At 43.9% G+C, this 13,966-nt stretch carries 12 protein-coding genes; 2 read left to right on the plus strand and 10 right to left on the minus strand.

Annotated features, from left to right (window positions below):
• Window positions 1–82: 82 nt before the first annotated feature.
• Both NL647_RS13110 and NL647_RS13115 read right to left on the minus strand, forming a co-directional pair.
• Window positions 83–1,765, minus strand: a complete 1,683-nt coding sequence (locus tag NL647_RS13110; RefSeq protein WP_005444545.1) for an aspartate:alanine antiporter — start codon at window positions 1,763–1,765, stop codon at window positions 83–85.
• A gap of 181 nt (window positions 1,766–1,946) precedes the next feature.
• Window positions 1,947–2,213 (minus strand): GrxA family glutaredoxin, encoded by a 267-nt coding sequence (locus NL647_RS13115; protein WP_005428550.1) that lies wholly within the window; start codon window positions 2,211–2,213, stop codon window positions 1,947–1,949.
• A 360-nt stretch (window positions 2,214–2,573) separates the two neighbouring features.
• On the opposite strand from NL647_RS13115, the gene NL647_RS13120 reads away from it, so the two are divergent.
• Window positions 2,574–3,812 carry an iron-containing alcohol dehydrogenase gene (locus NL647_RS13120; protein WP_253650246.1) on the plus strand — a complete coding sequence of 413 codons (1,239 nt, stop codon included), beginning with the start codon at window positions 2,574–2,576 and terminating at the stop codon, window positions 3,810–3,812.
• 79 nt (window positions 3,813–3,891) lie between these two features.
• Here NL647_RS13120 and NL647_RS13125 read toward each other — a convergent pair whose 3' ends face one another.
• The 5 genes from NL647_RS13125 to NL647_RS13145 all read right to left on the minus strand — a co-directional run bounded on the left by NL647_RS13125 (window position 3,892) and on the right by NL647_RS13145 (window position 9,482).
• Entirely contained in the window at window positions 3,892–4,746 is an 855-nt protein-coding gene (locus NL647_RS13125; RefSeq protein ID WP_005444542.1) for a MurR/RpiR family transcriptional regulator, read from the minus strand.
• 311 nt (window positions 4,747–5,057) lie between these two features.
• Window positions 5,058–6,704 carry a pyridoxal-dependent aspartate 1-decarboxylase PanP gene (gene panP / locus NL647_RS13130; protein ID WP_005444540.1) on the minus strand — a complete coding sequence of 549 codons (1,647 nt, stop codon included), beginning with the start codon at window positions 6,702–6,704 and terminating at the stop codon, window positions 5,058–5,060.
• A 121-nt stretch (window positions 6,705–6,825) separates the two neighbouring features.
• A complete protein-coding gene (locus tag NL647_RS13135) occupies window positions 6,826–7,338 on the minus strand; it encodes a hypothetical protein (RefSeq protein ID WP_005444538.1) in 513 nt (170 codons plus the stop codon).
• A 211-nt stretch (window positions 7,339–7,549) separates the two neighbouring features.
• Window positions 7,550–8,455 (minus strand): lysine exporter LysO family protein, encoded by a 906-nt coding sequence (locus NL647_RS13140; RefSeq protein WP_005444536.1) that lies wholly within the window; start codon window positions 8,453–8,455, stop codon window positions 7,550–7,552.
• A gap of 106 nt (window positions 8,456–8,561) precedes the next feature.
• The gene (locus NL647_RS13145) at window positions 8,562–9,482 is read right to left on the minus strand and encodes an HDOD domain-containing protein (protein WP_005444535.1); all 921 of its coding nucleotides are present in this window, start codon (window positions 9,480–9,482) and stop codon (window positions 8,562–8,564) included.
• 370 nt (window positions 9,483–9,852) lie between these two features.
• On the opposite strand from NL647_RS13145, the gene NL647_RS13150 reads away from it, so the two are divergent.
• Window positions 9,853–10,440, plus strand: coding sequence for a TfoX/Sxy family DNA transformation protein (locus NL647_RS13150; RefSeq protein ID WP_005444533.1), 588 nt, complete (start codon window positions 9,853–9,855; stop codon window positions 10,438–10,440).
• Between the two features lie 213 nt (window positions 10,441–10,653).
• Here the strand turns inward: NL647_RS13150 and NL647_RS13155 are convergent, their stop codons facing one another.
• The 3 genes from NL647_RS13155 to NL647_RS13165 all read right to left on the minus strand — a co-directional run bounded on the left by NL647_RS13155 (window position 10,654) and on the right by NL647_RS13165 (window position 13,844).
• A complete protein-coding gene (locus NL647_RS13155) occupies window positions 10,654–11,202 on the minus strand; it encodes a hypothetical protein (protein WP_005442235.1) in 549 nt (182 codons plus the stop codon).
• 207 nt (window positions 11,203–11,409) lie between these two features.
• Entirely contained in the window at window positions 11,410–11,907 is a 498-nt protein-coding gene (locus NL647_RS13160) for a response regulator (RefSeq protein WP_009698122.1), read from the minus strand.
• Window positions 11,904–13,844, minus strand: a complete 1,941-nt coding sequence (locus tag NL647_RS13165) for an ATP-binding protein (RefSeq protein ID WP_253650247.1) — start codon at window positions 13,842–13,844, stop codon at window positions 11,904–11,906. The genes NL647_RS13160 and NL647_RS13165 overlap by 4 nt, the downstream gene beginning before the upstream one ends.
• Window positions 13,845–13,966: the final 122 nt, after the last annotated feature.

The raw sequence follows: 13,966 nt of genomic DNA on the forward strand, positions 1-13,966 counted from the left end.
TGAGCGCCTTTTTTGTGTCTTTAATCTCTGTGCTGAATAATGAGCGCTGCTTGAACACACCTGAAAAGCGCGCTCAAAGAGATTAACTCAAAATAATCAGAATCGTACCGGCTAAAGTCATTAAGATATTGGCAATCGCGTAGGTACCCGCGTAGCCAAGGGCAGGAATAGTCGACTTTGCGTATTCGTTCACTACGTCCATTGCTGGTGCACACGTACGAGCTCCGATGATGGCACCAAAGAGTAGAGCACGGTTCATCTTAAGTACGTAAGCGCCAACTAGGTACGCGAGCACGACAGGCACAACACTAACGATAAATGCCAAACCGATGATTTGTGGACCCACTTGAGTTAAGTGTTCAAACATCTTGCCACCGGCGCTTAAGCCGATGCCAACCATAAAGAACATTAAACCTAAGTCTTTGACCATATTCAATGCTCCTTGCGGTACATAACCGAAAGTAGGGTGGTTTGCTCGTAGGAAGCCCAGTGTGATGCCTGAAAGCAACAGACCAACTGCGTTACCTAGGCTGAATGACACTTGACCAAACGTCATGGTCACCAAACCAAACATAATACCTAGAATAAAGAAGCTACAGAATGCGAGCAGGTCTGCCATCTGGCTGTGGATCGAGATGAAACCGATTTTCTCGGCGAGGCCATGAACACGACTCTTCTCACCACTTACTTGGAGCACATCACCTTTGGCTAGAACAATGTCTAAGTCCATTGGCATTTCAATTTGGGCACGCACGACGCGGTTCAAGAAACAGCCGAATTCCGATAGATTCAAATCAGATAGGCGCTTACCAGCAATTGCATCACTTTTAACCACGATCTCTTCTTCGACGATTCGAAGGTCTAACAAGTTACGGTCGAATACTTCTTTACCGTTGCGAAAGCTTGGATCAAGACGTGCATGGCTATCTGGGAAGCCTACCAATGCGATTTCGTCACCTTCTTGCAGGATTGCATCACCGTCTGGGTGAGCAAGGATACCATTACGGCGAATACGCTCTATGTAGCAGCCTGTTTGGCGGTAAATGCCCAACTCACGAAGGTTCTTACCATCTGTCCAGTCAATCAGCTCAGGACCAACGCGGTACGCGCGGATGATTGGCAAGTAGACCTTACGTTGGCTAGAGTTACCCAATCCACGTTCTTGCGCAATTTGCTGAGCTGAATCGGATAGATTCTGCTTTTGCAGTTTTGGCAACAGTTTGGCGAACATGATCATACTGATCAAACCCACCAAATAAGCCATCGCATAACCAACCGATAGATTTTCTAATACTAAAGAAAAATCCATGTTTCGTGGGATGGTTGCAAGACCAGAATTCAACGCATCTTGTGCGCCCACCAATACAGGCGTAGCGGTAAGAGCGCCGGCCATCATACCCGCAGATAGACCAAAATCGAGTCCCATGTAATGGCTACAGAAATAGGTTAACCCTACCGCTGAGACTAATACGGTCATGCTCAAAATAAAATAATGTTTACCGTCGCGGAAAAATATGCCGAAAAAGTTTGGACCAGCTTCAATACCTACACAGTAGATAAATAGCATAAAGCCGATGGTTAGGGCTTCTGCGTTAAAGGAGAAACCAAGATGACCCATAACAAGAGAAGTAATGAGGACGCCTATGGAGTTACCTAACTGTAGGTTTCCAAAGCGAATTTTACCAATGGCAAGACCAATTGCTAATACGACGAAGATTAGAAGAATAGGGTTTTGTTCAAGAAGGTGTACGACGTCTATGTTCACTGTGTGGCTCGGTAAAGTGTGTGCCAAATAAAAGATTAAGAGTTGCGAATTGTAACTAAATATAGCAAAAAGATAAGTGAATTTTTTTAGGTTTTACTATTACTTGACGTAAGGGAATAACAAATTGAATAAACAATAAAAAAGCCGCTAATAGCGGCTTTTAAAAATTCAGTAATTTGGATTACTCGTCGAATAGACCTAGGTGCTCTTTTGCGTAAGCTTCAAAATCATCACAACCACCAATGTGTGTTTGGTCGATGAAGATTTGAGGAACAGTTTCTACTGGCTTACCAACTGTTTTCTCTAGGTCAGCTTTAGAAATACCTTCAGCGTGGATGTCTACGTAACGGTAGTTGAAGTCATCACGTTTTGCTTTAAGTGTTTCTGCGTGCTCTTTCGCGCGAACACAGAATGGGCAAGCTGGGCGACCAAAGATAACTACGAACATAATCTTATTTCTCCTAAAATCTATTCTTTTTGAAAGCACAACTAGACTTCATGTCGGTACATGCTTTCGTTTCTTGAGACAACTATGCCCGATCCAGATACGGAAATAAAGCAGCATTTACCTCTTGTCTCGATAGGCGAAATCTATCGTATAAAAACTAAACACGCACTAAGCTTGAAGCCATGAAAAGTCACTTTTTAGAATGATTCTTAACCGCAAAAGCACATGACGTAAGTATGTGAAGTGACGCATAAAAACACACTTTTTGAAGGGTTAATGGCGGCAAGGTGCACTTGGTCAACTTTTTTTGGTGGAAAGCATAGCACTCTAGTGTGAGTTGTTGTTTTGGGGAGGAAGTGTATGTTTCAGTTTATGACTGCGACACGGATTATCTTCGGCGAGGGAGCACTCCAATCTTCGCTGTCTGTAATCAATCAATTTGGCTACAGCGTTTTACTGGTGACTGGTAAAGATACGCAACGTGCCACACCTATCATTAATTATCTAAAAGCGCAGAACATGCGTTATCAACACGTTGCCATCAATGGTGAACCTAATATCACAATGGTAGAAGAAACCGCAGTGCTTGGACGTAAGTTCCAACCTGATATGGTTATCGCGATTGGAGGGGGTAGTGTCATTGATATGGGCAAAGCGCTCGCGGCGATCATACCTAACCAAGGTGACGTCTATGACTACGTCGAAGTCGTTGGAAGAAACGTTCCTTTGAAAACCAAGCCGATTCATTTTATTGCTATTCCTACGACAGCAAGCACAGGGTCAGAGGTAACCAGAAATGCTGTGCTTAAATCGGGGCAAGACCAAGTGAAAGTAAGCTTAAGAAGCCCGGAAATGCTCGCAGACGTTGCGATTGTTGATCCAACCTTAACCTATGGTACTGACAAGTATACCTCTGGTCGTGGCGCGATGGATGCGTTTACTCACCTTATGGAAGCCTACGTTTGTGGTGATCCAAATCCTCTTACCGATATGGTGTGTGAAGAAGGTTTACGTCGCTTAAGCCGCTCAGTAATTGCAGGGTGTAAACAAGACAGTCACAAAGCCAGATCAGACCTTTCTTTTGCGGCACTTTTAGGCGGAATGGCAATCACAAATGCCAAGCTCGGCGCTGCGCATGGTTTAGCTTCCGCATTGGGAGGCAAGCTTGATGCGCCGCATAGTGTGATTACTGCACGTCTGGCTCCGCATGTGATGCAAGAGAATATCAATGCAGCAAAGCAAGCAGGACGAAGTGATGTGATCAGTCGTTATAAGCGTTTAGCGCAATTAGTGACGGACCGAACTAATGCCAATGAGCACGATGGCGTGCTTTGGGTGAAAATGGTGTTAGATAAGCTAGCGCTACCTCAGTTAGGTAAGTTTGGAGTATGCCAAACTTCTTTTGAGCAAGTTGCGGATGATGCTTTGAAGTCAGTAGCAATCAAAGGCAACCCCTTACCCCTTACGCAGGATCGGTTGGTGTACATTCTTCGTCAAGTTTGTGATTGTAGCGATGCGTGTGTAGGAGAGAGTTCGCATCACGTAAGTTCAGTAGAAGTGCTGGAGTCTCGCTCTGATCTATCGGATGTGAATCAATAGAAATACGACCTGAACAGATACGAAAAGGGGAGCTACTTAGCTCCCCTTTCTATTTTTTATTACAGACTAAGTCGATTCGTTAGTATTGACTTAGCTTATCGTAGCGGCTGTCTTTCAATGCGTCTTTTACTCGCTTTAGGTTTTCACGGAAGCCAGTACCACGGCGCAGCGTGAAGCCTGTTGCTAGCACATCGATAACCGTCATTTGTACTACGCGACTTGCCATTGGCATATACACGTCGGTATCTTCTGGCACGTCTAGTGTAATAGCCAGTGAACTCGCTTTCTCTAGTGGTGAGTCCTTTGCTGTGATTGCAATAACGGTTGCACCGTTTTCACGTGCAAGGTTCGCAATCTCAACTTGGCTCTTAGTACGACCCGTGTGAGAAATCAGAACGATAACGTCATTGTCACTACAGTTAATGCAGCTCATGCGTTGCATTACGATATCTTCAAAACAAGTAATAGGAATGTTGAAGCGGATAAACTTGTTTTGAGCGTCGCGTGCGACAGAAGAAGAAGCACCAAGACCGAAGAATGAGATGCGCTTCGCTTGAGTCAGGAGATCAACTGCACGATTAACTTGCATCGCATCAAGGCTGTTTTTTGCGACATCTAAACACGCCATTGTCGATTCGAAAATCTTGTGCGTGTAGGCATCAGGACCATCGTCTTCTTCCACATTACGGTTAACGTAAGGCGTACCATTGGCAAGGCTTTGCGCAAGGTGAAGTTTAAAATCTGGGAAACCTTTGGTATCCAGACGACGACAGAAACGGTTAACAGTAGGCTCACTCACGTCAGCCATTTTAGCTAACGTTGCAATGCTTGAATGAATTGCAGTTTGTGGAGACGCCATAATCACTTCCGCAACTTTGCGCTCTGACTTACTGAAATTCTCCAGATTTTTTTGAATTTTTTCTAATGTATTCATAGTGTTCACGAGGGTATAGAGAACAACTCGCTGGCTCTGTTAACGAATGGAAACCCAAAGGCTTCTCGGTCTAGAGGGGCGTTAACGAAAACTACCAGCGCCATAAATTCAGTATAAACCCGATCCTCAATCTGGCTAAACCAAATACGGTTACTATTTCGTGAGAATTTGACAAGCCTCAAACAAAATGTTGTAAAAACTACAGAATTGGATGTGGGATCGATGGTTTGTTGCTCTAGTGGCACAATAATGATGATTGAGTTACATCAAAAAGAAAGAAATTTTCAATTTGATGTAACTCACATTGGCGCTTAAGAATTGAGGATGTTGTCGACAGTTTCTTCAATTTTTGCCATTAAGCTTGGGGCTTGTTGAGCAATTTCGCGCTGCTCGTCCAATACCGCACTTAGAATGTCATTGGTCGTCAATGGGTTCGCTAACACAACACGGAATACAATGGTGTTCATGCGTTGCCATTGGTCTGGGTTCAGTCGAGTGCGTGACACAAAGGACTTACCTGTTTCACGCTGGCGCTTTTGGATAAACTGAGTCAGTTGGTTGAGTAACTCGTTCAGTTTCTCTTTCTGCGTACCTTGTGCTTTCTCTAATGCTGTGCGCATATTGGTTGGCAAATAACGGTAAGTCAGCAGACAAAGCTCAGGCTCAGACACTAACTCAAAGTCCTCTTGCTCGTTAATAAGATCAGCGAAGTAGCGCGCTTTGGCGATACTCTGGTCAATCAGCAGTTCATAACCAGGTCGGCTAATGATATGCATTGCCGCGTAAACCAACATCGCCATACCGGAGCGAGAGCCTTCAAGGGTGTGGCTACCTAGGTCTTTTGAGCCCTTACGCAAAATGTATTGTGCGTGGTGCTCGATTGACTTCATCGCATCTGGGTCTTTAAACAGAACCATACCTGCACCCATAGGGATGTAGAGTTGTTTATGCGCGTCAATCGTCACAGAATCTGCAAGTTCGACCCCACCAAGTAGGTGACGATGATTGTTCGACATCAGTGTCGCACCACCCCATGCTGCATCCACATGGAAGTGACAATCGTGTTCAGCACACACTTCAGCGATTTGAGGAAGCGGGTCAACGCTACCGGTTTCTGTCGTACCAGCAACACCAACCACCGCAATAGGCTTGATATTTTGCGACTCAAGTTCCGCAATTTTTGCTTTCAAGTCATCAACGATAATGCGGTTGTTTGCGTCTGTTTTGACGGCAACCAATCCTTCTTGACCAAGCCCAAGTACGTCGGCAGCTTTCTTCAGTGAGTAATGCCCACGCTCAGAAACCAGAATTGCCAGCCCTTCATAGCCATAATGTTTCATGGCTTTGAACAGACCTTCTTTTTCTACCCCTTTGAATGCGCCATCTGCTCTTAGTGCTTTATTGCGAGCAACCCAAAGCGCAGTAATGTTCGCGATGGTACCGCCAGAACAAAATGCACCGAGAGAGTGCTTCGCGCTGTGCATCCACTTACGGTAGAACTTGTCGTCCTGACCATAAATAAGGCGATGCAGCATACCAAGTACTTGGCGTTCAAGTGGTGTGAATGCTTTCGAAGTTTCAATCTTTACCAAGTTTTGGTTCAAGGCGATCATGATCTTCGACAGCGGCATTAAGAAATACGGCAGGGCAGAAGTCATGTGACCAATAAAGCTTGGCGCAGAGGTATGAACCGAGTGAGATACCAAGGTATCTAGTAGGTGCTCGGTATGGTCTGACACGAACTCTGGTTGCTCAGGAATCTGAGCAGAAGAAAAGTCTTTCTCAATTTCACGTAAAGGCTTTTCTTCTGCCACGATGTGTTCACGAAGAAATTTGTTCAAGTTCTGGGAGAGACTCTCGTCGATTTTGGTCAACGTAGAATCTGGACCTTCAGGAATTGTGAAGATCTTTAACAAGCTCTCGAAGCTAACGTCAGCGGTTTTTTGTTCCTTAACCATAGCAAAGAATCTTTGTAGTTATTTTGGTAATGCGAGCGGCACAATCTAAACCAAAACGGGCGCAAAGTCCCGTTTTAATTATTGAAACCCATGTTGCTGAAATGAAATTCTAGGGCGAGGTTTATTCACACTTCTGCTTTTCAATCTTAGCAATTGATTGATTGTACTTATTAAGCGCAGAATCGATCTGTTTTGGGTGGCTCAATAAGTCAGCAAATGCAGAACGTAGGTCATAGTTCTTTGGATGGTTCGCCGATTGACGATCACTAAACGTTTTTTGTGCAGCTTGACCGAGCTCATCACTGCGTGTTGCAAGCTGCTTCACATCGTGTTGTTCTAGCTTGAGCCACGCTTCAACAGGTTGCTCTGTAGCAACACGGCTAGGATCATTTTTCAGGAAGTAATGTACCGCTTCACGGTTTAATTCAAAGTGGTGTTGGCGACCTTCTAAGAACCATTGACTTACTTCTTTTAAATCTGGGTATTGAGTAACGGTTAGGTCTACAAGGTCTTGATACCACTGTAAAGAGGCGTCTATATAACCGTCGTATTTGTTTGCAAGACATTGCTGGTCAGCAGCAAAGGTAAAAGTTGAGCTTGTAGCGAGGAGCGCTGCAACGACAAAGCGTTTCATTGTTATTCCTTTTTGGTTGAATTCCCTTTGTAACCCCAATAGGCACTATGCCTTGCCTGTCACTGATTACCGATCCAAGAGTTTAAAAATCAAAGGGCTCGATAACTAAGCGGTAATCCAGAAAATTCTCTTTGAATTGAGCATTTTGAGGTTACGTGGGTATTTGAATTTTTGCCGTATTGTAATGGATGTTAATGAATATTCCTGAGATCTAGCTAGCAAGAGACACAAAGAAAAGCATCATGACAGGCACCAATAAGCTCAAAATAAAACCACTTACGATCGCGACAGGCACACATCGAACACCTCCAGTTGTCTGGATGACTGGCAGGGTAAAGTCCATTGCTGTTGCTCCTGCGTAACCAATGGCTGTTGAAGGGTAGGTGCGAATAAACAATGGAATAGCAACTAATGCGACCAACTCACGCATCAATTCAATCAAGAAGGAAGCGCCGCCAAAAATGGGACCAAATGCATCACCCATCAAGATGCCAGCTAACGAATACCAACCAAAGCCAGAAGACATTGCCAGCGCTTGGTAGAGTGGTAAATCCAAGATCACTGAGGCAATTGCACCACCGAGCATACAAGTTGCAATAATGACTGTCGCAATCGCCATGCCTTGTTTGTTCAACAGAATCTGCTTAAGGGTTAAGCCGCTATTACGCAATTGAATGCCAATAAAGAACAGTAGAAGAAATAAAATCCATTCGCTCGCTGTATCCACCCAAGAAAGACCAATTGGCAAGATCAAACCGGCAATCAAACCACCACCAACGACGACAACAAGCTTGATTGATTCTAATGCCATAGAAGACAGTGGGAGTTTTTTCTGGTTTTGGTCGGTTTGCAAAGGAAGCAGTTTATCGACTAGCGGCAAGGCAAGTAGGTTACAAGCGCCCAAACAGACGAAGAAAGTACCAGCGTAAAGCAAGATGGTTTGCAAGTTGCTGCCGAGGTTGTCGAGCGCAGCAAGGCTTAAACCCATCAAGGAGAGAATGACGTAGATCAGGTATGAGGTCGACTTGTTGATTTTTTCAAGTACCGACGCCTGAGAAATTGGAATTAAGTAGCCCACCACCAATGGGGCAAAGATGAATAGCATCCCTGAGAACATAAAACTCAATGATTCCTTTATGAGGTAAGCAAAATACGTAGCCACGCATAAACAGTTCAGAATACTATCTGATGCTTAGCGTGGCTTAAAATGAAGTATTGAGAGATTAAAGACCGCTTGCGCTTAGAACTTCTTTAATTTCACAATGGAAGTCAGTATCACTCATATTGCTCAACTCGTACAAGATTTCTGCACCCGTTAAATTGAATTCCACTTCATGATCTTCAATGCGTTCATCTTGGTTACGGAACATTAATAAGTGGTTTGCGATACGAGCAATATCCAGGTAGCTGACTTCTGGGCGCGATGCTTCATATTTTTCATTCGATGAAACCTCACGGAAATCATTGTCAAACCCCCACTTCTCCAATACTAATTTGCTTGTCGCAGAACAGCGCGTTTGGAATATTTGTAGTGCAATATCTGCATCTAAGTAATTACCACGATCAAGATATAAGTGGTATTCGTTGATGAGACAGAACAGACCAATATCCGCCAACAAACCTACTAATAGCGCTTTTTCTTGCTCTAGGTGACCGTATGTCGCTGGTTCATGCTTACGGAACTCTTGGACAACCAATACCATGGTTGCGCCTAGCTCACGAGAAACCGCGGCACTTTTCACCAATATGCTATTGCAGTCTTTAGAAAGGTTGACCGAATGCTTTAACTGTTCAATTGCTTGAGCTGTGACGATATCCCTCACTCGTAAAATGCCTAAGCGAGATACCGCTGTTGTTAGGTCATTACAGGTAATATTACGGCGATTAAAAATCACGGAATTCGCGACGCGAACCACAACCGCAGCAAGACTAGGATCTTCTAGTAACGCATTTGCGACGTCGGAAATCGTGGTGTTTTCTTCTGTGCAGAGTTGCTGGATTTTAAGTACGACATCAGGGATAGGAGGAAGGGAGATTTTCCCGGTAGAAATTGATTGTTCTACTAGGTGGGCGAACTCAGATTCGAGTGCTTTTATAAGCTTATCTTTATTATTTGGTAGCCAAAAAAATGATAGATGTTCCATTATGACGTTGTGCTAGAGAGCTTTCGTACAGTGTACCTCCACACTATGTTGCTTATCAATTAAATACCTATTTCACGTTCGCAATTGCCGCATTTATCACCATGATGTTTGATTTTTGGCAGTTGCTGTGTCAAAAAAACATCGCTTAAGGATGAGTAAATGTGAAACTAATCACGTATGTGGAGTTTGTAGTTCGGCAACTGTGACATAGATCCTAACTTATTTTTCAACGTTAAGTATGATTAAGACAGTTGGTGAGCGCAATTCACAAAAATATCGCCAACATATCGACAATTTATAATTCGCTATAAGCTGCTGTTCATCTGGTGACATCGCTAATCGGGGTAATTTATTCCAATTACAGAGGTCAATGGACATGACAGACCAAGCTTTTTTTAACTATGTAAGCAATTTTAGTGAGTACCAAAAACGTTCAATGTTTGGCGGGATTGGTTTATTCAGCAACGACGCAATGTTCGCACTAGTAAGTAACGACTGTTGTTATTTACGTGGTGGTAACGGGTTAGATGAAGAATTTACTCAACTAAACTGTGAAAAATATAAGCACGTCAAAAAACAAACGACGGCAACCGTTAACTACTATGATGTAACCGATCTATTTGACTCAGGTTTTGCGGGTCTAGACGCGTTGTTACAAAAATCGATTGAATGTTCTATTAAGGAACGTAAATACCAAAAGTCTTCAGCCAGTAGACGTTTGCGTGACCTACCAAATATGCAGTTGACGCTAGAGCGTATGGTCAAAAAAGCAGGTATTGATGACGTAGAAACGTTTTTGGAACTAGGACCAGTAGAAGTATTTAATAAAGTAAGAGTGACATACGGTAGTGATGTTGATGTGAAGCTTCTATGGAAGTTTGCTGGCGCCACTGATGGTATTCACTGGAAACTGCTCCAAGAACCACGCAAGAAACAACTGCTGGCAATGTGTGAATAAATCGCTTTAGTTTCACGATGATTGACTCGTTTAGGATGAAGTTAGCGAGTCATAAAAGGTGAGTGTTGAAAGCGACAAAAGGAAGTTGATGCTTTTGGCCACTTCATTTGAGTTAGTCATTGCAACAAGACGACAGTTTGTAGATACAAAAAAACCGAGGTAAATGCCTCGGTTTTTTAGTTCATACTTTAAGAAAGTACGCTCAGTAGGCGTTTAGAACTTAAAGCGAGTAGTGAACATTACTTGATCACCGTAGAAGTCGTTGATACGCGCTTCAGCACCCAGAGAGAATAGCTCTGTAGAGTGGAAACGAGCGTAAACAGAACCGATCCAATCGTCATCGTTGTCGATAGAAACGTAACCCGCTTTACCACCAACTTCTAGTTGAGGACCAAGCCATTGGCGCACGCCTAAGTTAAGTTCCATACCAACGTCAGTGCTGCTTGAGTTTGACGGTTGTACAACGCGCATTAGCATTGCACCCGTTAGGTCAGCCCAGTTGTTTAGTGGTGAGTGGAAACCAAAACCTGCTGCTGAATCGAAATCACCATCAAACTCAGAGTCGATGCGCGCGATTACGTGTGCATTTGGGTGGATTGATTTGCTGAAACCAGCACCGAACGTTACTGGGCTAGCACCAATGCGAGCTTCCATGTAGTCGTAGCTAAAGTTGCTCATTGTTGCTGGAGCGTTGTAGTCGTTCGCAGCTAGAGCTTGGCTTGATGCCAACAAAAGGGCAGCGGCTAATAGTGTTTTACGCATAACTAACGATAAACCTTGTCTTATAGTTCCATGGATCCAAGTAACCACTTGAACCGTAATCTGATTTGTTCGACATCATAATAAAAACGAAGGTCTACGACCAACAAAAATGTGTCGATGTTTTGTCAAATGACTCATTGTGCCGTTTTATCAGCAAAAAACGCGCCATGTTGATGACGAATATGACTTGTTTTTCTATCCCAGTACTCATTCACCAAAGCTTGCACGTCGTTGTGCCATCGCGTTGAGGATTGCCTCTGCGTCTAGGATGGATGTCCACGATAATAAGTTGTCATCATTTTCTATCATAAAAGCAGTCAGTTGCGAAACAATAGCGTCTCTGAGCTCTTCACCTTTCCAAGGCTTGGCGATGTAGTAATCGAGGCTCGCATGATTGATTGCTTCAACGGTGTCTTCTAAGCCAGCTTGACCCGTTAAGAGCAGCTTGCGAGATGATTTAGTGTCACCATTTTGACTGAGTTCGATTAAAAAGCTGATGCCAGTTTGCTCCGGCATAATGTGGTCACACAGAATCAAGGCAAGCTGAATACCGTCTTCCGCCATTTCTTCAATCACTTGTTTTGCTTCCGTGACAGATTCCGCACCCTCAACAACGAAATTTTCTTCGAATGGCATCAAATCCTGAAGGACACTATCTAAGACTTCTCTTTCATCATCCACACATAAAATCAGATATTTAGTCATACTTCATCTCCTTCTTGAGTGATAGGTAACCAGACGGTCATGCAAGTGAAATGGTTGAGCTCAGATTCCACCTCTATCCAGCCTTTATGGCTTGCCATAATCTGTTGGCAGATAGACAGTCCGATACCTAAACCGAAATTACCTTCTTTCTTGGTTGTAAAGTTGAGTTCAAAAATGGCTTTTTGTTGCGATTCGGGGATGCCACATCCGTTGTCTGTAAATGAAATTACGGCATACTTTTGTTGGTTTTTTTCTACCAAGCGAGATTGAATAGTGAGTTCGCCTTTATCAGGAAAGGCATCAATGGCGTTGGAAATCAGATTTGTCCAAACTTGTTGTAAAGCAATGGGTTGGCAGAGTGTATTAGGAAGTTCTGCGTAGTTTGTTGTGACCTTATGCATCTTGAGTTTGTTCTCAAAGATCACCAACGTATCTTCTATGCCTTCATGTAAGTTGGCAAAGTGTAAACCTTCGTCGTCTGAGCGTGCGTAGCCTTTTAAGCTTTTTACCATATCAGCGATGCGAGCTGCGCAAACATTGATTGAGCGAAGTGATGCGCCGACTTGATGATATTGTTCTAACGTGCCAAGTGAATCCAATGACTCGGCGTTTTGACGGTTAAGTTGTGCAACCAAAGTTTGGTCGCCCTCAAGCCCTAGATTAACGACTTTCTTTGCTAATGTTCTGTCAGGAAGGCTGGAACTCAATTGTTTTACTCGCTCTCTGAGTTCTGCGGTCGAAGCCGGTTTGGCGCTTTGAGCTCTTGTCAGTAAACCAATGCCTTTTTCTTGAACCTCGTAACTAGGTAGCTGAGTGAGTAGGTTTTCAAGTGTCAGAGTTAGGTTTTCTACCCCTCGCAAGATAGCTGCAATGGGGTTGTTTAATTCGTGTGCGACACCCGCAACAAGTTGACCCAGCATCGCCATTTTTTCGCGTTCGATGAGTTGCTGGTGGGCGGACTCCAATGATTCCAATGTTTTTTGCAGTTGCAACTTAGTGTTGATACTGCGTTGCAATCGTCGGTTGAAATGACGTAGCAACAAGTTGGTAAACAGAGGTAGTAAGTTAGAATCACCTTGCATCACCTTACGGAAGACATTTCTGTCAAGCTTGATGACTTCCGTTTTTGTTAGGGTGAGTGCAGTTGAAAACGAACTCTCTCCGGTGACAAATGACATGCCGCCGACAATGTTTCCTTTTGAATGGCGCACCACTTCACGTTGCATGCCAAGTTCATCACGTTTGTAGAGCGCTACCTCACCACTGGTAATAAACCACAAGAAACTGTTTGGCTCGCCTTCAATCGTAAGTAGGTGTTCAGGAGAGTAGGTACGGCAAGCCTTGGTATCGTCATTTTGTTCAAAGAAGTGTTGCAACGCCGTGATGACTTGTTCTGCGAGTTCCCCATCAGAGAGGGCATGGTAGTCGTTCAAGAATCCTGCTTGATAGTTGCTCATCTGATTTTCGATGTGAGCGCGCAGCAATTTATGCTGGTCGAGGATTTGGCTGTAGTTGAGCAAGTCTTCTCTATCATGACGGAGAATGAACTGGGTCAGTTCTTTTTGCGCCGTATTGAACAGGACCTTATCCGGAAGAGGCTTGGTTAAGCAGTGATCGAGGCGTCCTTCATTGACGGCGGTTAAAATGGCCTCAATATCGGACGAGCAGCTAATAAGGATTTTGCGAGCTTGCTCAGTGTGTGGCTTGCGGTCGAGACCGATGAGGAAGTCAACGCCATTAAAATGTGCATGATGGCTCGCAATAACCAGCGCAACCTTTTGTTCTCTTTCTTCGAGATATTCGAGAGCGCTCTGTGCTTCTTCTATCGATTCCACAGAGAGAATATCAAACTTGCTCGAAAAGGCAGACAACTCCAATCGAAACTGTTCGGCACTGATTGGATTGTTGTCGAGGCACAATACGGCGTAACGGTTCACAGTGGTTTGAGCTCCGGTTAAAACTTGGCACCAACAACATATCAATTAAATATAGAAATGGTTGAGAGCTGAGTATTGTTCTCGATTAATGAACTAAAATAACCATCAATAGTCTGATATAT

Origin of the sequence: Vibrio sp. Y29_XK_CS5 (assembly GCF_024181835.1) — a bacterium.
Lineage (GTDB): Bacteria > Pseudomonadota > Gammaproteobacteria > Enterobacterales > Vibrionaceae > Vibrio > Vibrio harveyi.

Coding starts and splice junctions, on each gene's coding strand:
- NL647_RS13155 (WP_005442235.1), bottom strand. CDS start 11,202: ATGCGTAAAACACTATTAGCCGCTGCCCTTTTGTTGGCATCAAGCCAA.
- panP (WP_005444540.1), bottom strand. CDS start 6,704: ATGGTTAAGGAACAAAAAACCGCTGACGTTAGCTTCGAGAGCTTGTTA.
- NL647_RS13135 (WP_005444538.1), bottom strand. CDS start 7,338: ATGAAACGCTTTGTCGTTGCAGCGCTCCTCGCTACAAGCTCAACTTTT.
- NL647_RS13115 (WP_005428550.1), bottom strand. CDS start 2,213: ATGTTCGTAGTTATCTTTGGTCGCCCAGCTTGCCCATTCTGTGTTCGC.
- NL647_RS13125 (WP_005444542.1), bottom strand. CDS start 4,746: ATGAATACATTAGAAAAAATTCAAAAAAATCTGGAGAATTTCAGTAAG.
- NL647_RS13140 (WP_005444536.1), bottom strand. CDS start 8,455: ATGTTCTCAGGGATGCTATTCATCTTTGCCCCATTGGTGGTGGGCTAC.
- NL647_RS13150 (WP_005444533.1), top strand. CDS start 9,853: ATGGACATGACAGACCAAGCTTTTTTTAACTATGTAAGCAATTTTAGT.
- NL647_RS13120 (WP_253650246.1), top strand. CDS start 2,574: ATGTTTCAGTTTATGACTGCGACACGGATTATCTTCGGCGAGGGAGCA.
- NL647_RS13145 (WP_005444535.1), bottom strand. CDS start 9,482: ATGGAACATCTATCATTTTTTTGGCTACCAAATAATAAAGATAAGCTT.
- NL647_RS13160 (WP_009698122.1), bottom strand. CDS start 11,907: ATGACTAAATATCTGATTTTATGTGTGGATGATGAAAGAGAAGTCTTA.